The sequence below is a fragment of the Clavibacter sp. VKM Ac-2873 genome (assembly GCF_015351075.1).
GTDB lineage: Bacteria > Actinomycetota > Actinomycetes > Actinomycetales > Microbacteriaceae > Clavibacter.
Genome location: NZ_JADKRS010000001.1, coordinates 386,897 through 406,449 on the forward strand (window position 1 = coordinate 386,897; position 19,553 = coordinate 406,449).

18 protein-coding genes and 1 tRNA gene are annotated in these 19,553 nt (G+C 73.1%); 2 read left to right on the forward strand and 17 right to left on the reverse strand.

What is annotated here, in order from left to right; translation table 11 throughout:
• Positions 1–3: 3 nt before the first annotated feature.
• The 11 genes from ITJ44_RS01800 to rplU all read right to left on the reverse strand — a co-directional run bounded on the left by ITJ44_RS01800 (position 4) and on the right by rplU (position 8,062).
• Complete coding sequence (locus tag ITJ44_RS01800) at positions 4–327, reverse strand: hypothetical protein (protein WP_194633074.1); 324 nt, start codon at positions 325–327, stop codon at positions 4–6.
• A gap of 197 nt (positions 328–524) precedes the next feature.
• Positions 525–597 (reverse strand) — tRNA-Ala (locus ITJ44_RS01805).
• A gap of 214 nt (positions 598–811) precedes the next feature.
• The gene (rsfS, locus tag ITJ44_RS01810) at positions 812–1,189 is read right to left on the reverse strand and encodes a ribosome silencing factor (protein WP_012038183.1); all 378 of its coding nucleotides are present in this window, start codon (positions 1,187–1,189) and stop codon (positions 812–814) included.
• Positions 1,190–1,228: 39 nt separating this feature from the next.
• A complete protein-coding gene (locus tag ITJ44_RS01815) occupies positions 1,229–2,716 on the reverse strand; it encodes a hypothetical protein (protein WP_194633075.1) in 1,488 nt (495 codons plus the stop codon).
• Positions 2,713–3,315: a nicotinate-nucleotide adenylyltransferase gene (nadD, locus tag ITJ44_RS01820; protein ID WP_194633076.1), complete on the reverse strand. Its 603-nt coding sequence runs from the start codon at positions 3,313–3,315 to the stop codon at positions 2,713–2,715. The genes ITJ44_RS01815 and nadD overlap by 4 nt, the downstream gene beginning before the upstream one ends.
• A 17-nt stretch (positions 3,316–3,332) precedes the next feature.
• Positions 3,333–3,548, reverse strand: a complete 216-nt coding sequence (locus ITJ44_RS01825; RefSeq protein ID WP_194633077.1) for a hypothetical protein — start codon at positions 3,546–3,548, stop codon at positions 3,333–3,335.
• Between the two features lie 98 nt (positions 3,549–3,646).
• Positions 3,647–4,966 (reverse strand): glutamate-5-semialdehyde dehydrogenase, encoded by a 1,320-nt coding sequence (locus tag ITJ44_RS01830; RefSeq protein ID WP_228494459.1) that lies wholly within the window; start codon positions 4,964–4,966, stop codon positions 3,647–3,649.
• A 62-nt stretch (positions 4,967–5,028) separates the two neighbouring features.
• Positions 5,029–5,808, reverse strand: a complete 780-nt coding sequence (gene proB / locus ITJ44_RS01835; protein WP_194633078.1) for a glutamate 5-kinase — start codon at positions 5,806–5,808, stop codon at positions 5,029–5,031.
• Between the two features lie 3 nt (positions 5,809–5,811).
• The gene (gene obgE / locus ITJ44_RS01840; protein WP_194633079.1) at positions 5,812–7,350 is read right to left on the reverse strand and encodes a GTPase ObgE; all 1,539 of its coding nucleotides are present in this window, start codon (positions 7,348–7,350) and stop codon (positions 5,812–5,814) included.
• A gap of 124 nt (positions 7,351–7,474) precedes the next feature.
• Complete coding sequence (gene rpmA / locus ITJ44_RS01845; protein WP_012299161.1) at positions 7,475–7,729, reverse strand: 50S ribosomal protein L27; 255 nt, start codon at positions 7,727–7,729, stop codon at positions 7,475–7,477.
• Between the two features lie 24 nt (positions 7,730–7,753).
• Positions 7,754–8,062 (reverse strand): 50S ribosomal protein L21, encoded by a 309-nt coding sequence (rplU, locus tag ITJ44_RS01850; RefSeq protein WP_012038175.1) that lies wholly within the window; start codon positions 8,060–8,062, stop codon positions 7,754–7,756.
• Positions 8,063–8,354: 292 nt separating this feature from the next.
• Here rplU and ITJ44_RS01855 point away from each other — a divergent pair, with 292 nt between their 5' ends.
• Positions 8,355–8,633 carry a DUF4031 domain-containing protein gene (locus ITJ44_RS01855; protein ID WP_194633080.1) on the forward strand — a complete coding sequence of 93 codons (279 nt, stop codon included), beginning with the start codon at positions 8,355–8,357 and terminating at the stop codon, positions 8,631–8,633.
• An 89-nt stretch (positions 8,634–8,722) separates the two neighbouring features.
• Here the strand turns inward: ITJ44_RS01855 and ITJ44_RS01860 are convergent, their stop codons facing one another.
• Positions 8,723–11,728: an Rne/Rng family ribonuclease gene (locus ITJ44_RS01860; RefSeq protein WP_194633081.1), complete on the reverse strand. Its 3,006-nt coding sequence runs from the start codon at positions 11,726–11,728 to the stop codon at positions 8,723–8,725.
• A 305-nt stretch (positions 11,729–12,033) separates the two neighbouring features.
• Here ITJ44_RS01860 and ITJ44_RS01865 point away from each other — a divergent pair, with 305 nt between their 5' ends.
• Positions 12,034–12,642 (forward strand): vitamin K epoxide reductase family protein, encoded by a 609-nt coding sequence (locus ITJ44_RS01865; RefSeq protein ID WP_194633082.1) that lies wholly within the window; start codon positions 12,034–12,036, stop codon positions 12,640–12,642.
• Positions 12,643–12,703: 61 nt separating this feature from the next.
• Here the strand turns inward: ITJ44_RS01865 and ndk are convergent, their stop codons facing one another.
• The 5 genes from ndk to ITJ44_RS01890 all read right to left on the reverse strand — a co-directional run bounded on the left by ndk (position 12,704) and on the right by ITJ44_RS01890 (position 19,520).
• Entirely contained in the window at positions 12,704–13,123 is a 420-nt protein-coding gene (gene ndk, locus ITJ44_RS01870) for a nucleoside-diphosphate kinase (protein ID WP_194633083.1), read from the reverse strand.
• Between the two features lie 8 nt (positions 13,124–13,131).
• Positions 13,132–13,629 carry a DUF4233 domain-containing protein gene (locus ITJ44_RS01875; RefSeq protein ID WP_194633084.1) on the reverse strand — a complete coding sequence of 166 codons (498 nt, stop codon included), beginning with the start codon at positions 13,627–13,629 and terminating at the stop codon, positions 13,132–13,134.
• Positions 13,626–15,200 carry a folylpolyglutamate synthase/dihydrofolate synthase family protein gene (locus ITJ44_RS01880; protein ID WP_194633085.1) on the reverse strand — a complete coding sequence of 525 codons (1,575 nt, stop codon included), beginning with the start codon at positions 15,198–15,200 and terminating at the stop codon, positions 13,626–13,628. The genes ITJ44_RS01875 and ITJ44_RS01880 overlap by 4 nt, the downstream gene beginning before the upstream one ends.
• A complete protein-coding gene (ileS, locus tag ITJ44_RS01885) occupies positions 15,197–18,502 on the reverse strand; it encodes an isoleucine--tRNA ligase (RefSeq protein WP_194633086.1) in 3,306 nt (1,101 codons plus the stop codon). The genes ITJ44_RS01880 and ileS overlap by 4 nt, the downstream gene beginning before the upstream one ends.
• 259 nt (positions 18,503–18,761) lie before the next feature.
• Positions 18,762–19,520, reverse strand: coding sequence for a class I SAM-dependent methyltransferase (locus ITJ44_RS01890; protein WP_194633087.1), 759 nt, complete (start codon positions 19,518–19,520; stop codon positions 18,762–18,764).
• Between the last annotated feature and the right edge of the window lie 33 nt (positions 19,521–19,553).

Genomic DNA, 19,553 nt, shown 5'->3' on the forward strand with positions numbered 1-19,553 from the left:
CGCTCAGTCCTCGGCGCCGCGCTGCCGCACGTAGACGACCACGGCGACGATGAGACCGACGACGAGTCCCGCGGCGAGCGGGAAGAGGAAGCCGCCCGGGCCGATCTGCGTGATGACGCTGCCGTGGTCGATGCGCGTGTCGACGACGCCCGGCACGTCGAGCCCCGGGTAGCCCTCGGTGCCCTGCGCGAACGACGTGATCAGGAGGGTCAGGATGACCGCCGCGCCCACCACGAACGCGGCCAGGAACCCGAGCACCGCGGAACCGACCACCGACGTCCGGTGCGGCTCGACGCTGTTCGGGTGATGCAGGCTCGCGTGCGACATTTCAGGGGCTCCAGGGGTCGATGACCTAGGCAACGGTACCCGCGTCCTCCATGTGGAGGACAGTCCCCCGATCGGGGAGCGGATCCGGCACGCGATCGGACGGGTCGGCGTCTCGATGGCGCGCCCGGCGCCGGGCGGATGACGTCGCCCGGGACGAGAAGAGCCCCGCACCTCGATGAGGTGCGGGGCTCGTGCGGTGGATCTGAGGGGATTCGAACCCCTGACCCCCTGCATGCCATGCAGGTGCGCTACCAACTGCGCCACAGACCCGTGCTCCGCTTCCCTGCGGAAGCGACTCGTCTACATTACTACACAATCCGACCGCCTCATGACCAGGGCATCCTCCGCCGGAACCGCCCCGAGGGCACGGCCGGCGTGGGCAGCCAGGCAGGCTACCGCCCCACGCGCACCACCTCGGCACGTGGCCGTCGGCGACGCCCGCGGAACCCCGAGCGGTCGATCCGGGGAGCGCGGAGCGCGGGGATCAGGACGCGGAGGCCGTCGGCTCGATCTCGAGGGCGACGACGGGGCAGTCCTTCCAGAGGCGCTCCAGCGAGTAGTACATGCGGTCCTCCTCGGTGAAGACGTGGGCGACGACGTCGCCGAAGTCGAGCAGGATCCAGCGACCCTCGCTCTTCCCCTCGCGGCGCAGCGGCTTGGCGCCGGCCTCGATCATCTTGTCCTCGATCTCGTCCGCCACGGCCTGCGCGTTGCGCTCGTTGCGGGCCGAGGCGATGAGGAAGACGTCGGTGAGGGGCAGGGGCCCGGAGACGTCGAGGGCGACCAGGTCGATGGCCTGCTTGGAGTCGGCAGCGAGGGCGGCGACCTTGAGCAGGTCGAGGGCGCGGGGAGAAGCGGTCACAGAGTCCTTCCGGGACGGGTGGGATGGTGCATCAGACGATCAGAATACATTCGTCATGAACGCGACGATGACGAGGCCCGCGCCGATGACGGCGACTCCCCCGGCCGCGACGGCCGCGACGACGGGCGCGGTGAAGCGCTTGCGGGGCGGCGGCTGCACGACGGCGCGCGTCGAGGTGTGGGTGCTGACGGCCCGGCTGGCGCGCACGGGCTCCGAGTCGGACCCGCCCGGCGCGTGGTCGTGGTCGTCGCCCTGCTCGAGGATGCGGTCCATGTCCGCGGTGTCGAAGCGATCCGGGTGCGTGCCCATGGAACCGAGGCTGCGGGGCAGGTCGATGGAGCCGGTGATGATGATCTCGCCCGTGCTGTTCAGCGCCTGCTGCATGTCGTTGGCGTGCGGCACGGTCGGGAGGATGAAGTGGTTGCCGGTGTGCGGCTGGTCCTCGTCGACCTGGTCCTGCACCGACCAGTGACCGGCCGGCGGGGTGAAGGGCGCGCGGGTGTCGGGCGCCTCGGGTGCGCGGGTGTCCGCGGCGGACGGCGCATCCGACGTCTCGGTCCGACCGTCCGGGAGGTCCTCCGCCGCCGTGGACGCGCGCGTGCCGAACGCCGGCTCGATCGACGGCTCGGCGGAGCCCGAGATCCACGGGGTGGGCTCGAGGGAGGGCGCGGGCCGCGGATCCTCGTCCCGGCTGGGGACGTGGGCCGCCAGGGGCGGGACCGTCGGCTGCTCGCCCGAGGCGTCCACATCGCGCCCGGCGTCGTCGCCCGACGGGACGATGGGCGCGAAGGGCCACGCGGACGGTGTCTCGGCGGCTGTCGCATCGCGGTCGGAGCCGCCTCCGGTCGCCGTCGCCTGGACGTCGTCCCCGGCGGCGGGCGGAGCAGCCTCCGTCGCATCCTCCTCCGCGACCGCGGCGCGACGGTAGGCGCTCCCGTAGGGCGCCCGCGGTCGCGGCGTCGCACGGGATCCGCGGCCGTAGCGCGCGTACGACGGCACGGACGCCTCGGAGGACGACGGGGGCGCGTCGTCGACGGCCGCGGTGCCCGGCTCGTCGGCGGTCGTCGATCCGGCCTCGGAGCCGGACGGCGTGGTCTCGGCGTCCTCGTGCTCGGATCCGCGCTGCTGGCGCGCGGCCTCCTCGGCCTCGCGGATGGCGCGCAGCTGGCGCCTCGTGAGCACGCCGCCGGAGAGCAGGATGGCGGACGTGTCGGGGCCCACGCCCGGAGCGGAGAGGGGGGCGTGCGTCGCCGGCTCGTCGGGGCGGGCATCGGCGGCGGCGCCGCTCGGGGTGGATGACTCGGGCTCGCGGTCCGGGTGGCCGGCGGCTTCCGACGTCGCGGGGGGCTCCGCGACGGACGCGCCCTCGTCCACGGGCGCGTCGTCCGCCTCGTCGATGCCCAGCGCCAGCGCGCGGGCACGCTCCGCGGCGCGCATCTCGCGACGGCTCAGCCCGAGGGTGGCGGGCGCGGGACCGTCGTCGAACGAGGTGGGCCCGGTGTCGGGCGCGTCGTGGGAGGGGGTCATTGCGGGCTCCGATACAGGTGGTGCTTGGAGATGTACTGGACGACTCCGTCGGGGACGAGGTACCACACGGGGAAACCGCGTCCGACTCGGATCCGGCAGTCGGTCGAGGAGATCGCCAGCGCCGGGACCTCCAGCAATCTTACGTCGGCATGCGGGAGGGCGCGCTCGGTGAGGTCGTGCCCGGGGCGGGTGACGGCGACGAAGTGCGCCAGGTCCCACAGCTCCGCGACGTCCTTCCATCCGAGGATCTGCTGGATCGCATCCGCGCCGGTGATGAAGAACAGCTCGGCGTCCGGGTGGGTGCGTCGGATGTCGCGGAGCGTGTCGATCGTGTAGGTGGTGCCCGCGCGGTCGATGTCGACCCGGCTGACGGTGAAGCGCGGGTTGGCCGCGGTCGCGATGACGGTCATGAGGTAGCGGTGCTCGCCGTCCGTGACGGTCTGCTTCTGCCACGGCTGGCCGGTGGGGACGAAGATCACCTCGTCGAGCTGCAGATGCTGCTGCACCTCGCTCGCGGCCACGAGGTGGCCGTTGTGGATGGGGTCGAACGTGCCGCCCATGACCCCGATGCGGAGGCGCGGGGTCGCGGCTGTCGTCATGTGGCGGGTGCTCGCGCTCAGTGGGTCGAGTCGGCCGTGCCGTGGCCCTGCTCGGCGACGGGGGGCTTGCCCCACTTCTCGGAGTGGCGGTTGCTCACGTCGCGGAAGCTGAACATGACCACCCCGAGCGCGAGGAACACGACCGCGGCGACGCCCGGGAACACCCAGATCGGAGCCGCGAGCTCCATGGCGTGCTCGGTCTCGGCGAGGATGGTGGTGGTCAGCGCGTGCATGGGATCTCCGTTCGTGGCACGCCCCGTCGAGCGGAGGCGGCGCCTGCCATCCTACCGGCGGGCCCCCGCACGGGGCGCACGCCGCATCGGGCGTGCCGTCAACCCCGGACCTGACCGCTGCCCCGCACGATCCACTTGGTGCTCGTGAGCTCCTGCAGGCCCATCGGCCCGCGCGCGTGCAGCTTCTGCGTGGAGATGCCGACCTCGGCGCCGAAGCCGAACTCGGATCCGTCGGTGAAGCGCGTCGAGGCGTTGACCATGACGACGGCCGAGTCCACCGCGGCGAGGAAGCGCTCGGCGACGGCCAGGTCGGACGTGACGATCGATTCGGTGTGCTGCGTCGACCAGCGGGAGATGTGCGCGATCGCGTCCTCCATGGAGTCCACGACGCGCACCGCCACGTCGAGCGAGAGGTACTCGGCCGCCCAGTCCTCGTCGGTGGCGGGGACGGCGTCGGGCCACAGCTCGCGGACGACGGCGTCGCCGTGGACCGTGACGCCGCGGTCGCGGAGGGCGTCGAGCACGCCGGGGAGGAGGCGGGGTGCGGCGTCCCGGTGCACGAGCAGCGTCTCCATCGCGTTGCACACGCTGGGCCGGCTGACCTTGGCGTCGACGGCGATGTCGATCGCCATGCGCTCGTCGGCCGAGGCGTCGAGGTAGACGTGCACCACTCCGGCGCCGGTCTCGATGACGGGCACGGTCGACTCCTCCACGACGGCGCGGATGAGCTCGGCGGAGCCCCGGGGCACGAGCACGTCGACGAGTCCGCGTGCCCGCATGAGCCGCCCGGCCCCCGCGCGACCGTGCGCATCGACGGTCTGCACGGCGTCCGCGGGGAGGCCGACGCGCTCCAGGGCGCCGCGCATGAGGTCGACGAGGACGGCGTTGGTCCGCAGCGCCGCGGAGCCGCCGCGGAGCACGACGGCGTTGCCGCTCTTCAGGGCGAGGGCGGCGATGTCGACCGTGACGTTGGGGCGGGCCTCGTAGATCGCCCCGACGACCCCGAAGGGCACGCGCACCTGCGAGAGCAGCAGCCCGTTCGGGAGGGTGCGGCCGCGGACCACGTGGCCGAGCGGGTCGTCGAGCGAGCGGATCCCGGTGACGGCGTCGGCCAGCGACGCCACGCGCCGGGCATCGAGGGTCAGGCGGTCGAGGAGGCCAGCGGCCAGCCCGGCTGCCCGGCCGGCGGCGAGGTCGTCCGCGTTGGCCGCGACGATGCGATCGGCGCCGGAGACGAGGGCCGTCGCGATGGCGTCGAGCGCGGCGTCACGTCGGCCGGCCGTGGTGGCGGCGAGGGAGGTCGACGCCGCCCGGGCGGCCACGAGGATCCCGTCGAGCGCGTCGCCGGCGGCCGCGTCGGCGGGTCGGGGCGGGACTGCGGGCACGGCGGCGGGTGCGCCGGGGACGGTCGAGGGCATGCACGGCAGCCTAGCCAGGCGTCGACGGCAGGGGAGGTCAGCAGGTGAGGTCGCGGTGCCGTTCAGCCGCGGGGCGCGAACCACGTGCCGACGGGCGCGCCGCCGAGTGCCTCGGCGACCTGCGCGGTCGACGTGAGGAGGACCCCGGTGCCCGACTCGGCGGCCAGGCGCGCGGCGGCGACCTTCGTCACGGCTCCTCCGGTGCCGACGCCCGTGCCGGTGCTGCCGATCTCGACGCCCGCGAGCTCGTCGCCGAACGCCACGTGCGCGATGCGCCGCGCGCCGGGTTCCTCGGGCGGTCGCGTGTAGAGCGCGTCCACGTCCGAGAGGAGGAGGAGCAGGTCGGCCTCGACCAGCTTCGCGACGAGCGCCGCCAGCCGGTCGTTGTCCCCGAAGCGGATCTCGTGCGTGGCCACCGTGTCGTTCTCGTTCACGACGGGCAGCAGCCGGAGTCCCAGCAGCCGCTCCATGGCGCGCTGCGCGTTCTCCCGGTGGTCGGGGGCGGCGAGGTCGCCGGCCGTCAGGAGAACCTGGCCCGCCACGATGCCGTAGCGGTCGAGGCTCTCCTGGTAGCGGAAGATCAGCACGCTCTGGCCCACCGCGGCCGCGGCCTGCTGCGTGGCGAGGTCGGCCGGACGGTCGTCGAGACGGAGGAAGGGCATCCCCGTCGCGATCGCGCCGGAGGAGACGAGGACGACCTCGGCGCCGCGGGCGTGCACGGACGCGATGGCGTCCACGAGCGGCGCGATCTGCCCGGCGTTCTCCCCGCTGATGGAGGACGACCCGACCTTCACGACGATGCGCCGTGCGGACGCGATGCCCGCGCGCGAGGCCGTGCCCACCCGCTAGGCCTTCGCGTCCGAGGACGCGTCCTCGTCCGTCCCGTCCTCGTCCGCCCAGAGGCCGGCCTCGCCCTCGCGCACGAGCTGGGCGCGTGCCTCGGCCTTCGCGTCCATGCGCGCGAAGTAGTCCTCGCGGCGCGCCTGGTTGGTGCGGCGGCTGATCGGGTCGACGCGGGCGTCCGCGCCGCGGGGGCTCGTGATGAGCTCCGCGGTGGAGGTGAGGGTGGGCTCCCAGTCGAAGACGATGCCGTCGCCCTCGCCGATGACGACGCTGGATCCGGCCACCGCGCCGGCCTTGAACAGGCCGTCCTCGACGCCGAGCTTCGCCAGCCGGTCGGCCAGGTATCCGACGGCCTCGTCGTTGGTGAAGTCGGTCTGCTGCACCCATCGCTCGGGCTTGGTGCCGATGACGCGGTAGATGTCGCCGTAGCTCCCGCCGTCGACGCGGATGATGAACGGCTTCTCGTTGACGGCCCGGGGACGCAGCACGATCCGCGGGGCCTCCGGCTCCTCGGCCGCCTTCGTGCGGGCGTCCTCGACGAGCTCGGCGAGGGCGAAGGACAGCTGGCGCAGTCCGTCATGGCTGACCGTGGAGATGTCGAACACGCGGTAGCCGCGGGCCTCCAGCTCCGGGCGCACGAGCTCGGCGAGCTCCCGGGCCTCGGGCACGTCGATCTTGTTGAGCGCGATGAGCTGCGGACGCTCGAGCAGCGGCACCTGCCCGTCGGGCACCGGGTACGCGGCGAGCTCGGTGAGGATGATGTCGAGGTCGGAGATGGGATCGCGTCCGGGATCCAGCGTCGCGCAGTCGAGCACGTGGAGGAGGGCCGAGCAGCGCTCGACGTGGCGGAGGAACTCGAGGCCGAGGCCCTTGCCCTCGCTCGCGCCCTCGATCAGGCCGGGCACGTCGGCGACGGTGTAGCGCGAGTCCGCCACCTCGACGACGCCGAGGTTCGGGTGCAGCGTGGTGAAGGGGTAGTCGGCGATCTTCGGCTTCGCGGCCGAGATGGCGGCCACGAGGCTCGACTTGCCGGCGGACGGGTAGCCCACGAGCGCCACGTCGGCGACGACCTTCAGCTCGAGGACGACGTCTCCCTCGTAGCCGCGCGTGCCGAGCAGCGCGAAGCCCGGGGCCTTGCGCTTGGTGGTGGCGAGCGACGCGTTGCCGAGCCCGCCCTGGCCGGCCTCCGCGGCGATGAAGCGGATGCCGGGCGTGGCCATGTCGGCGAGCTCGTTGCCGTCGACGTCCTTGACGACGGTCCCGACGGGGACGGGGAGCTCGAGCGCCTCGCCCAACGTGCCGTGGCGGTGGTCGCCCATGCCGGGTCCGCCGTTGCGGGAGGAGCGGTGCGGTCCGCGGTGGTAGGCCAGCAGCGTGGTGACCTGGGGGTCGGCGACGAGGACGATGTCCCCGCCGTTGCCGCCGTTGCCGCCGTCGGGCCCCGCGAGGGGCTTGAACTTCTCGCGGCGGACCGAGACGCAGCCGTTGCCGCCGTTTCCCGCCCGCAGGTGGAGGGTCACGGTGTCGACGAATGTCGCCATGGCTGTCGCTCGTTTCTTCTCGGAGGTGTTCCCCTGCGGAACGCACGCAAGGGCGGGCCCAGGAGGCCCGCCCTTGAGGTGCTGCGCGGCAGTGCCGCTGCAGGGTCCGTGCTGTCGGCCTGCGCTAGGCCGGGACGACGATGTTGACGACCTTGCGGCCGCCCTTGACGCCGAACTCCACCGAACCGGCGGAGAGGGCGAACAGCGTGTCGTCGCCGCCACGGCCGACGTTGACGCCGGGGTGGAAGTGCGTGCCGCGCTGGCGGACGATGATCTCGCCGGCGCCGACGACCTGGCCGCCGAAGCGCTTCACGCCGAGGCGCTGGGCGTTCGAGTCACGGCCGTTGCGGGTAGAGCTCGCGCCCTTCTTGTGTGCCATCTGTATCTCCCTGCGGTCTCGGTGCTAGTTGATCTCGGTGACCTGGACGCGCGTGAGGTCCTGGCGGTGCCCCTGGCGCTTCTTGTACCCGGTCTTGTTCTTGAACTTCTGGATGACGATCTTGGGACCGCGGAGGTCGTTCAGGATCTCGGCGCTGACGGTGACGTCGGCGAGCTTCGCGGCGTCCGTGGTGATGGTGTCGCCGTCGACGAGCAGGACCGCGGGGAGCACGACCTTGCCGCTCTGCTGGTTCTTGACCCGGTCCATCGTCACGATGGTCCCGACCTCGACCTTCTCCTGCCGACCGCCGGCGCGCACAACTGCGTAAACCACTTTTCCGTACCTGTTTTCTCTCGCGGGCTTGACTCACTGGGGACTTGACGCCCTGTGGCCCGAATCATTGGAGGAAGTCTGCCGCAGGCGCACGATCCCTGGGATCGGCGCATGCCAGCGACTCACGTTACCGGAACGCCGGACAGGGGTCAAACTCCGTGGACCCCCGGCGTCCTCGGTCGATCATACGCGACGGGGTCCGCGTCCCCGTGCATGCGTGTCGGGCGCGTCGCCGGCGCAAGCGGCGCCCGGCGCTCCATCGCCCGCGGGCCGGCGTGCCTAAGCTCGGAGGATGAGCGTGCTCCTGGATCGACCGGCCTGGCCGGCGCACGGCCGGCTCTGGGCGCACCTCGTGAGCGACGCGTCACTGGAGGAGCTGCACGCCTTCGCCCGTGCCGCGGGGATCCCCGAGCGCGCATTCGACCTCGACCACTACGACGTGCCCGAGGAACGGCACGCGGAGCTCGTGGCGCGCGGCGCCGTCGCCGTCTCGAACCGCGACCTCGTGCGGCGCCTGCAGGCGAGCGGGCTGCGGGTCACGCAGCGGGAGCGGCGCGCGCCCCGCCCCTGACGGCGGCATCCCCCGGGGACGGCGGGAGGGCCCGGAGCGGATGCTCCGGGCCCTCCCGCCGTGCAGCCGTCACGGGGACGGCCGGCCGATCAGCTCGCGTCGTCGGCCGGGGCCGGCGTCGTCAGCGTCGGGGTCGAGACCCGGCGGCTGCGTGAACGCCCCTGACCGGGCTCCTTGGGCTGCGGCAGCGCGTCGAGCACGGATCCGAGGAGCTGCTCCGCGTCGGCCGAGCTCACGCGGCGCGGGGCCGTGCGGGTGCTCGCGACGGGGATGTCGAGGATCTGCACCGGCTCGAGGCGGATGGCCTCGCGCGGCTCGAGCGTCGACAGCGCGGGCTCCTCCACGGCGGCGTCGGCGGGCGTCGGGTCCTCCACGGGGGAGGTCGGCTGCTCGTCGACCGGTGCCCGCGGCTCCTGGGGCTCCGGGGCCTCGGCGGTCGCGGACGACGCGCGTCCCCGGCCCCCGCGGCTCCGGCGGGGACGATCGCCGCGCGACTGGTCCGCGGCGGGAGCGGCATCGGCCTGCTGCGAGGCATCGGCGTGCTCGTCCGGCGTGCGCACGACGTCCTCGACCCGGTCGATCGCCTCGTTGACCGTCTGGATGGTGCTCGTGGCGATCTTGGCGAGGGCGGAGCGCGCGTCGTCGGTGATGCTGTGCGTGCTGGCCGCGGGGGTGCGAGCCGGCTGCGCCTGACCGCCGTTCCCGCGACCGCCGCCGTTGCCCGCGTTGCCGTTGCCGTGGTCCTGCTGGCCCTTGCCGCCGCGACGCCGGCCCTGGCCCTGCACGGGCTCCTGCGGCGTCTGCTTGTGGGCCATGAGCGGGTCGTGGTGGATGATGATCCCCCGCCCGGCGCACGTCTCGCAGTTCTCCGAGAACGACTCGAGCAGCCCGAGGCCGAGCTTCTTGCGGGTCATCTGCACGAGTCCGAGCGACGTGACCTCGGCGACCTGGTGCTTGGTCCGGTCGCGGCTGAGGCACTCCACCAGCCGGCGGAGCACGAGGTCGCGGTTCGACTCCAGCACCATGTCGATGAAGTCGACGACGATGATGCCGCCGATGTCGCGCAGGCGCATCTGGCGGACGATCTCCTCCGCGGCCTCGAGGTTGTTCTTGGTGACGGTCTCCTCGAGGTTGCCGCCGGATCCGACGAACTTGCCCGTGTTGACGTCGACCACGGTCATGGCCTCGGTGCGGTCGATGACGAGCGAGCCGCCCGAGGGGAGCCAGACCTTGCGGTCGAGCGCCTTCTCGATCTGCTCGCTCACGCGGTGCTGGTCGAACGAGTCCTTCTCGCCCGAGTACGTCTGCACCCGGTCGATGAGGTCGGGCGCCACCCCGCGGAGGTAGCCCTCGATGATCTCCTGGGCGTCGCCGCCGTCGATCACGAGCTCGCGGAAGTCCTCGTTGAAGACGTCGCGGATGATCTTCAGCAGCAGGTCCGGCTCCGAGTGCAGGAGCGCGGGCGCCTGCGCCTTCTCGACCTGCCGGCTGATCTCGGCCCACTGGGACGTGAGGCGCTCGACGTCGAGCTTCAGCTGCTCCTCGGTCGCACCCTCGGCGGCGGTGCGGACGATCACGCCCACGTTCTCGGGCAGCACCTCCTTGAGGGTCTTCTTGAGGCGCGCGCGCTCGGTGTCGGGGAGCTTGCGGCTGATGCCGTTCATGGATCCGTTGGGCACGTAGACGAGGTAGCGGCCGGGGAGGCTCACCTGGCTCGTGAGGCGGGCGCCCTTGTGGCCGACCGGGTCCTTCGTGACCTGGACGAGGACGCGGTCGCCGGGCTTCAACGCGACCTCGATGCGGCGGGCGTGGCTGCCGCCGCCCTTGTCGGCGTTGGCGGCCTCCCAGTCGACCTCGCCGGAGTAGAGCACGGCGTTGCGGCCGCGGCCGATGTCGATGAAGGCGGCCTCCATGCTCGGCAGCACGTTCTGGACGCGGCCGAGGTACACGTTGCCGATGAGCGACGCCTCGTCGGCGCGGGCGACGTAGTGCTCGACGAGCACCTGGTCCTCGAGGACGCCGATCTGGATCTTGCCGTCGCGCGAGCGCACGATCATGCTGCGGTCGACGGACTCGCGGCGCGCGAGGTACTCCGACTCGGTGAGGACCGGGCGGCGGCGTCCGGCGTCGCGGCCGTCGCGGCGGCGCTGCTTCTTCGCCTCCAGGCGCGTGGATCCCTTGATCCGCTGCGGCTCGGTGATGAGCTCGGGCTCGCGCGGGGTGCGGACCTTGACGACCGTGCCGGGCGCGTCGTCGCCGTCGCGGCCCTCCTCGCCGGAGCGGCGGCGTGCGCGGCGGCGCACCGACGGCGAGTCGTCCTCGTCGTCGTGGTCGTCGTCGCGGGTGTCGCGGCCGCGTCCGTCGCGGCTGACGCCGCGGTCCTGGCCCCGGTCCTGCCCGCGGCCGCCGCGGCGCGAGGAGCGCGAGGGGCGCTCGTCGCGGTCGACGTCGTCCTCCTCGTCGCGGGCGTCGTCGCGGCGGTCGTCCCTCTCGCGTCGGGGCGGCAGCGGCGCGATGTCCGGGGCCTGGAAGAACACGGAGAGGGACGGGACGGCACGCGCCGGAGGCGTGGGCGCCTCGGCGGCGGGCTCCGCGACCGGCTCGTCCGCGACCGGCTCGACGGCGACCGGCTCGTCCACTGTCGCGTCGTCGGCGGCGACGGATGCTGCAGGCGCCTCCTGGTCGACCGCGACCGCGGCCTTGCGGGGGGCGCGCTTCCGCGGCGCGCGGACGGCGGGCGCGGTGGGCGGCTCTGCGTCGTCCGCGGGGGCGGGTGCCGAGGCGGACGCGTCGACGCTGGCGTCGTCCGGCTGGGCGACCGCGGGCGCGGATGCGGCGGTGCTGGCGCGGCGGGAGCGTCGGACGACCGGCGCCTCCGTCTCGTCGGGCGTGGTCCGGGTGTCGTCGTTCTCGTTCAGGGTGTGGCCCTTCGCTTCGGAGGCGGCGGGCGTGCCGCTCGCCTCGGGGGTCGCGGACGCAGGGGTGGCGGGCGTGCCGCCCGCCCCCGTCGCCGCGGTCGTCTCGGCGCGGCGGCCCGTGAGCCGCTCGAAGAGGCTGGGTCGCCTCCTGCCGGTGTTCTCGTCTCTCTCCACCATCTCTGGTGCACTCCTCAACCGGTCGATACGGCCGCGCCGTATCCCGGTAGCTCTCCGAGTGGATCCCCGCGTACGCGGCTCTCCGTCGATCCTGGTCTGCGACGGCCGGCCCGAGGCTTCGGTCGTGCGCACTGGTACGGAACTGGCTATCCGCCGCCGGACGTGCCTGGCGGCCCGGGTCTGCCCCGGGAAAGACTCTTCATGGCGGTCGTCCCGCGCGGCGGGTCGACCTGCCTGCCAGTATCGCACGCCGACGCCCACCGGGCCGTCAGGGTCGGCGCTCCCCCGTCTGCCATGATCGCCGCATGACCGCCACCCGGGCCCCCGCGCATCCCCGTTCGCTGGCCGTCCTGCTCGTCGTGACGGGCGTCGTCGGCTGGATCGGCGCGTTCGTCCTCGTGCTGGACCGGCTGCACCTCCTGGAGAACCCGGGCGCGTCGCTCTCGTGCGACATCAACCCGTTCATCTCCTGCGCCACCGTCATCGAGTCGCGCCAGGGATCGCTGTTCGGCTTCCCCAACCCGCTCATCGGGGTCGCCGCCTTCGTGGTGCCGATCGTGATCGGCATGGCGCTGTTCGCCGGCGCCCGGTTCGCGCGCTGGTTCTGGACGCTGTTCGCGCTGGGGACCCTCGGCGGTTGGGTCTTCGTGACGTGGCTGTTCACCCAGAGCGTCTTCGTCATCGGCGCCCTCTGCCCGTACTGCCTGCTCGTGTGGAGCGCGATGATCCCGCTGTGGTGGGGCACGCTGTCCGCCACCGCGCGTGCCGGCCTCCTGCCGCTGCCGGCCGGGATCCGCCGGGCGGCGGATGCCGTGGCCCCGTACACGTGGGCCGTGGTGGTGCTCAACTACGCGATCATCGTCGTCGCGATCATCTCGACGTTCCCGGCCCTCATCCCGACGCTCCTCGGCTGAGGCGCCGGGACGACGAGAGGGGCCGACCGGGCATCCGGTCGGCCCCTCCCGTCGCGTGGGTCTAGAACCAGAGCGCGAGCTCGCGCGCGGACGACTCGGGCGAGTCGCTGCCGTGCACGAGGTTCTGGGCGACGGCGAGTCCCCAGTCGCGGCCGAGGTCGCCGCGGATCGTGCCGGGGGCCGCGCCCGTCGGGTCGGTCGTGCCGGCGAGCGAGCGGAAGCCCTCGATGACGCGGTTCCCGGCGACGCGCACGGCGACGACCGGGCCCGACTCCATGAACTCGACGAGCGGCTCGTAGAACGGCTTGCCCTGGTGCTCCTCGTAGTGCTGCTCGAGCAGGGCGCGCTCGGCCCGGACCATGCGCAGGTCGACGATCTGGTAGCCCTTGGCCTCGATGCGGCGGAGGATCTCGCCGGTGAGGCCGCGGGCCACGCCGTCGGGCTTGACGAGGACGAGGGTCTCCTGGACGGGAGCGGACATGGTGCCTCCTACGGGGTGGGAGCCGGCGGCTCGGTGGTCGGTCGGTGGTCGGTGGGGCGGTCGTCGCCCGGGGCGGGGCTGCCGCCCGCAGCGGCCTGCTCGTCGAGCATGGCCTGCTCCCATGCCCCGCGGGCGGCCGCCTTCTCGCGGTCGATGCGCGCGCCCTGGACCATGGCGTAGATCCACAGGAGCAGGAAGAAGCCGCCGACGGCGAACATGGCGGGGAGCACGAAGCCGGTGAGGACGACGAGCACCTGCACGACCCAGCCGGCGCGGAGGCCGAGCGGCGTGCGCAGGGTGCCGACGACGGCGAGCATGGCGATCACGAGGAGCGCGCCGCCGCCCAGGGCGGGAAGCGCGGGGAGCGCCTGGAGGCCGAAGGCGACGAGGCTGGCCAGGAACACGACGACGACCTGGAAGCCCATGACGATGGATCCGAGGATCTCGACCGTCGTGCGGGGCGGCCGCGGTCGCCGGGTGCGGGCCGGTCGGCCGTCGGCGCTCACGCGGTCTTCCAACCCTCGTCGGCGGCGTGCGCGATGGCCTCGCCGACGAGGAGGATCGAGCCGGTGACGAGCGCCGCGCCCTTCTCGGTCTCGCCCGCCGAGTCGCGCGCGTCCTCGAGGGCCGTGCGCAGGTCGGGCTCGACCGTGACGCGGTCCCGCCCGACGACGCCGACGACGATGCGCGCGAGCTCGTCGGGATCCACCGAGCGCTCGGACGTGGACCGGGTGACGATGAAGTGGTCGACGACGGGGGCGAGCTCGCGCACGATCCCCTCCGCGTCCTTGTCCGCGAGGACCCCGATGACGGCGGTGACCCGGTCGAACGTGAAGTAGACGGGCAGCGCCGCCGCGAGCGACGCGGCGCCGGCGGGGTTGTGGGCGGCGTCGACCAGCACGGTCGGCTCCGTGCCGACGACCTGCAGGCGCCCGGGGCTCGTCGCGGTGGCGAGGCCCTCCGCGAGCACGTCGTCGTGGATGGCGTGGTCGCCACCGCCGAGGAACGACTCGACCGCGGCGATCGCGACCGCGGCGTTCTGCGCCTGGTGCGCGCCGAAGAGCGGGAGGAACACGTCGCGGTACGTGCCCGCGAGGCCCTGCACGCTGATGACCTGGCCGCCGACCGCGAGGGTCGTGTCGAGGAGGCGGAACCGCTCGCCCTCGATCGACCACGTGGACTCCGTGAGCTCGGCGGCGCGCGTGAGCTCGGCCACGACCTCGGGCGCCTGGGCGCTCGACACGACGTCCGACGCGGGCTTCACGATGCCGGACTTCGTGCGCGCGATCTCCGCGACGGTGGATCCGAGCCGCTGCGTGTGGTCGAGCGAGACGGGCGTGAAGACGGCGACCTGCCCGTCGCCGACGTTGGTGCTGTCCCACTCGCCGCCCATGCCGACCTCGATCACGGCCACGTCGACGGGCGCGTCGGCGAACGACGCGAACGCGAGGACCGTGAGCGCCTCGAAGAAGGTGACGGGCTCCTCGCCCGCGGCGACGAGCTCCCGGTCGACCAGGTCGATGAACGGCTCGACGTCGGCCCAGTTGCGGCTGAGCGCCTCGTCGGTGATCGGCTGGCCGTCGACGACGATGCGCTCGTTGAAGCGCACGAGGTGCGGGCTCGTGAAGAGGCCCGTGCGGAGGCCGGCGGCGCGCAGGATGCTCTCCGTGATCCGGCTCGTCGACGTCTTCCCGTTGGTGCCGGTGACGTGCACGATCGGGTACGCGCGCTGCGGGTCGCCGAGGAGCTCGACGACGCGGCGGGTCGCGGACAGGCGCGGCTGCGGCGCCTGCTCCCCCATCCGCGCGAGGAGCGCCTGGTAGACGGCGTCGCCCTCGCGCTCGAAGTAGTTCTCGTCGTCGACCTCGCGGCCGGCGACGATCGACTGCTCGGCCTCGCGGCGGAGCTCTGCCGCGTCGTCGGCGAAGAGCTGGTCGTCGCTCAGGCCGTCGACGTCGGGGTCGAGGGCGCGCGCGGCGGCGTCGACGCCCTCGTCCGTCTCCGGCTCGAAGTCGTCGTCGCGGCGGATGTCGTCCGCGTCGTCGTCGAAGGGGCGTCCGCCCCGCTGGTCGCTCATGCTCGCTCCACCTCGATGTACAGGGGCGATCCGCCGCCGACGGTGATGCCGGCATCCGGATCCGCCGGTGCGTCCGCGTCGATCCGCAGCGCCACCGCCAGGGTCTCACGGGCGATGAGGTCGCGGAACCGCTCGGCCTGCTCGGCACCCGGGGCGTCCAGCCGGATCACGAGGGAGATGCGGTCGCTCACGTCGAGCCCCGCGCCCTTCCGCGCGTCCTGCACGTTGCGGACGACGTCGCGCGCGAGGCCCTCGGCCTCGAGCTCCGGGGTGAGCGCGGTGTCGAGCAGCAGGAACCCGCCGCCCGGCAGGAGCGCGAGCGCCTGGTCGGCGCGGTCGCCCGCCACCTCCAGCACGAGCTCGTACTCGCCGGCCACGAGCGGCACGCCGCCCGCGACGACCTCGCCGTCCGCCTCGGTCCAGTCGCCGGAGCGGGCCGCCTGGATCACCTGCTGCACGCCCTTGCCGAGGCGGGGCCCGGCGACGCGCGCGTTCACGGTGAGGCGACGGGTGATCCCGGCGTCGGCCGCGCTCGTGGCGGTCAGCTCCTCGACGGCGACGTCCTTGACGTTGAGCTCGTCGCGCAGGATGTCCTCGAACCGGGCGAGGCCGTCCGCGTCGTCGCTCACGACGGTGAGGCGCGCGAGCGGCTGGCGCACGCGGAGGCCCGACTGCTTGCGGAGCGAGAGCGCGGTGGACGCGACCTGGCGCACCCGGTCCATGACCTCGACCAGCCGGTCGTCGGCGGGCAGGTCCTCGGGCTCGGGCCAGTCCTCCAGGTGGACGCTGCGTCCGCCCGTGAGGTCCTTCCAGATGCGCTCGGAGACCAGCGGGAGGAGCGGCGCCGCGACGCGCGTCACCGTCTCGAGGACCGTGTGCAGGGTGTCGAACGCGCGCGTGTCGCCCGCCTCCGTGCCCGCCCAGAACCGGTCCCGGCTGCGGCGCACGTACCAGTTGGTGAGCACGTCGGCGAAGTCGCGGAGGGAGGCCGCGGCGAGCGTCGAGTCGAGCGCGGTCATGTGCTCCGTGACCTCGGTCACGAGGCGGCGCGTCCGGGCCAGGATGTAGCGGTCCAGCACGTCGTCGCTCGTCGTGTCGCGGTGCGCCTCGTAGCCGCCGGGCTGGGCGGAGTTGGCGTAGAGCGAGAAGAAGTACCAGGTGCTCCAGAGCGGGAGCAGCACCTGGCGGACGCCCTCGCGTATCCCTTCCTCGGTCACCACGAGGTTGCCGCCGCGGAGCACGGGGCTCGCGAGGAGGAACCAGCGCATGGCGTCGGATCCGTCGCGGTCGAACACCTCGTTCACGTCCGGGTAGTTCCGGAGCGACTTCGACATCTTCTGGCCGTCGTTGCCGAGCACGATGCCGTGGCTGACCACGCTCGAGAACGCGGGCCGGTCGAACAGCGCGGTCGACAGTGCGTGCAGGGTGTAGAACCAGCCGCGGGTCTGGCCGATGTACTCGACGATGAAGTCCGCCGGGCTGTGCGCGTCGAACCACTCGCGGTTCTCGAACGGGTAGTGCACCTGCGCGAAGGGCATGGATCCGGAGTCGAACCAGACGTCGAGCACGTCCTCGATGCGGCGCATGGTGCTCTTCCCCGTCGGGTCGTCGGGGTTCGGGCGCGTGAGCCGGTCGATGAACGGGCGGTGCAGGTCCGTCGGCCGCACGCCGAAGTCGGCCTCGAGCTCGTCGAGGCTGCCGTACACGTCGATGCGCGGGTAGGCGGGGTCGTCGCTCTTCCACACGGGGATGGGGCTGCCCCAGAACCGGTTGCGGCTGATCGACCAGTCGCGGGCGTTGCCGATCCACTTGCCGAACTGCCCGTCCTTGACGTTCTCGGGCGTCCACGCGATGTCCTGGTTGAGCCGCACCATGTCGTCGCGGAAGTCCGTGACGCGCACGAACCAGCTGGAGACCGCCTTGTAGATGAGCGGGTTCTTGCAGCGCCAGCAGTGCGGGTACGAGTGCTCGTAGCTGGCCTGGCGGATGAGGCGGCCCTGCGCCTTGAGCATGCGCGTGAGCGTCTTCCCGGCATCCGACCACAGCTCCCCCGCGACCTCGGGCACGGTGTCGACGAACCGACCGCCCTCGTCGAGGGAGAGGATCACGGGGATGCCGGCGGCCGCGCAGACCTGCTGGTCCTCCTCGCCGTAGGCCGGGGCCTGGTGCACGATGCCGGTGCCGTCGGTGGTGGTCACGTAGTCGGCGACGAGCACCTGCCACGCGTTCTGGGTGCCGAAGGCCTCCGTGTCGGCGTAGAAGTCCCAGAGGCGGTCGTAGGCGACGCCCTCGAGCTCGCGGCCGACGACGGTGCGGGAGACGGCGGCGCGCGCCTCGTCGGCGGACGCGTAGCCGAGGTCCTTGGCGTAGTTCCCCACGAGGTCCTGGGCGATGAGGTACTCGGATCCGAGCACCTCGGCGGCGAGCCGCACGGACGACGCCCGGGGCAGGGAGTCCGGCGCCTCGGCGTCGGGCGTGCCGGCGGGACCGGCGGGGACCACGGCGTAGACGATGTCGGGCCCGACCGCGAGCGCCATGTTGGTGGGCAGCGTCCACGGCGTCGTCGTCCAGGCGAGCGCGCGCACGGCGGTGAGGCCGAGCGACTCGGCCTTCGCGCCGACGAGCGGGAACGTGACCGTGACGGACTGGTCCTGGCGCATGCGGTAGACGTCGTCGTCCATCCGCAGCTCGTGGTTGCTCAGCGGGGTCTGGTCGTGCCAGCAGTAGGGGAGCACGCGGAAGCCCTCGTACGCGAGGCCCTTCTCGTGCAGCTGCTTGAAGGCCCAGATGACGGATTCCATGAAGTCGAGGTCGAGCGTCTTGTAGTCGTCCTCGAAGTCGACCCAGCGGGCCGAGCGGGTGACGTAGTCCTCCCACTCCCCCGTGTACTCGAGCACCGAGCGGCGCGCGACGGCGTTGAACGCCTCGACGCCCATCTCCTCGATCTCGCTCTTCTCGGTGATCCCGAGCTGGCGCATCGCCTCGAGCTCCGCGGGCAGGCCGTGCGTGTCCCAGCCGAAGCGGCGGTGGACCTGCTTGCCGCGCATGGTCTGGAAGCGCGGGAAGGCGTCCTTCGCGTACCCGGTGAGGAGGTGCCCGTAGTGCGGGAGGCCGTTGGCGAAGGGCGGGCCGTCGTAGAAGACCCACTCGTCGCATCCCTCGCGCTGCTCGACGGAGGCGCGGAAGGTGTCGTCGCGCTTCCAGAACGCGAGGATGCCCTTCTCGACGTCCGGGAACCGCGGGCTCGCGGCGACCTGGTCGGGGGCGCTCGGGTCGTCGGGGACGGGACGGGGGTAGGTCATGGTGGCTCCTGCGGCGATGGGGATCTCCGCGAGGACGCCCGGATCCCTCATGCTGATCCCCGAGCGCGGTACCACCCCGCTTGCCGCGGCACGCGCGACCACTCTGGTGAAGGCGATGACGGGCCCGACCCGTTCGGTTCTACTCGCCGCGCGTTCCGCGGCTTTCTTCCGAAGGCTCCCCGGTGATGGCCGGATCGGCGCCTGTGCCGTCGATCCTAGCGCTCCGTCGGGGCGGGATCGGGCCCGATGAACCGCCGGTCTATCCGCCGAGCTGGGCGCGGTACGCGTCGGCGCGGTAGGGCAGGTCGAGCACGTCGCGGCCTGCCGTGTCCGGGTGGCCGGCGAGGAGGGTGCGGATGTCGTCGAGGACGCGGGCGCGCTCGTCGGCCGGCAGCGTGCTGATCCGGCTGATGGATCCGCCGAGGCCCACCACCTCCTCGGGGGTCGTGCGGTGCACGTGGGCGAACGACGCGTGCTCGACCGGGCCGAAGCCGGGGAACGGGCCGGGCTCGGGCGCGCGTCCGCCGTGGCGCCGGCCCGCCTCGAGGATGGCATCGAGCTCGCGCACCCAGTCGACCTCGCCGTCCATCATGTTCCAGACGATGCCGAGGCGTCCGCCCGGTCGGAGGACGCGGGCGGCCTCGCGCGCCGCGGACCCCGCGTCCATCCAGTGCCAGGCCTGCGCGGCGAGGACGGCGTCCTCCTCGCCGTCGCCCAGCGGGATCGCCTCGCCTCTGCCCGCGCGGACGTCGATGTCCGGCGACGCCGCCTGGAGGACCTGCCGCATCGCCGCGTCGGGCTCGACGGCGGTGACGACGAGGCCGCGCGCGGCGAGCAGGCGGGTGAGCTTGCCGGTACCCGCGCCGAGGTCGACGACGCGGCGGGCGCCGGCCGGCAGCATCCACTCGAGGGCGGCGTCGGGGTAGCCGGGGCGCACCCGGTCGTACTGGTCGGCGACCGCGCCGAACGAGGAGGCGAGGGCGGCGCGGTCGATCGGGACGGGGACGTCGGAGGTCATGAGGCCATCCTCGCGCCGGGGATCGCGTCCGCG

Coding starts and splice junctions, on each gene's coding strand:
- ITJ44_RS01800 (WP_194633074.1), bottom strand. CDS start 327: ATGTCGCACGCGAGCCTGCATCACCCGAACAGCGTCGAGCCGCACCGG.
- ITJ44_RS01815 (WP_194633075.1), bottom strand. CDS start 2,716: ATGACCCCCTCCCACGACGCGCCCGACACCGGGCCCACCTCGTTCGAC.
- nadD (WP_194633076.1), bottom strand. CDS start 3,315: ATGACGACAGCCGCGACCCCGCGCCTCCGCATCGGGGTCATGGGCGGC.
- ITJ44_RS01825 (WP_194633077.1), bottom strand. CDS start 3,548: ATGCACGCGCTGACCACCACCATCCTCGCCGAGACCGAGCACGCCATG.
- ITJ44_RS01830 (WP_228494459.1), bottom strand. CDS start 4,966: ATGCCCTCGACCGTCCCCGGCGCACCCGCCGCCGTGCCCGCAGTCCCG.
- obgE (WP_194633079.1), bottom strand. CDS start 7,350: ATGGCGACATTCGTCGACACCGTGACCCTCCACCTGCGGGCGGGAAAC.
- rpmA (WP_012299161.1), bottom strand. CDS start 7,729: ATGGCACACAAGAAGGGCGCGAGCTCTACCCGCAACGGCCGTGACTCG.
- ITJ44_RS01855 (WP_194633080.1), top strand. CDS start 8,355: ATGAGCGTGCTCCTGGATCGACCGGCCTGGCCGGCGCACGGCCGGCTC.
- ITJ44_RS01860 (WP_194633081.1), bottom strand. CDS start 11,728: ATGGTGGAGAGAGACGAGAACACCGGCAGGAGGCGACCCAGCCTCTTC.
- ITJ44_RS01865 (WP_194633082.1), top strand. CDS start 12,034: ATGACCGCCACCCGGGCCCCCGCGCATCCCCGTTCGCTGGCCGTCCTG.
- ndk (WP_194633083.1), bottom strand. CDS start 13,123: ATGTCCGCTCCCGTCCAGGAGACCCTCGTCCTCGTCAAGCCCGACGGC.
- ITJ44_RS01880 (WP_194633085.1), bottom strand. CDS start 15,200: ATGAGCGACCAGCGGGGCGGACGCCCCTTCGACGACGACGCGGACGAC.
- ileS (WP_194633086.1), bottom strand. CDS start 18,502: ATGACCTACCCCCGTCCCGTCCCCGACGACCCGAGCGCCCCCGACCAG.
- ITJ44_RS01890 (WP_194633087.1), bottom strand. CDS start 19,520: ATGACCTCCGACGTCCCCGTCCCGATCGACCGCGCCGCCCTCGCCTCC.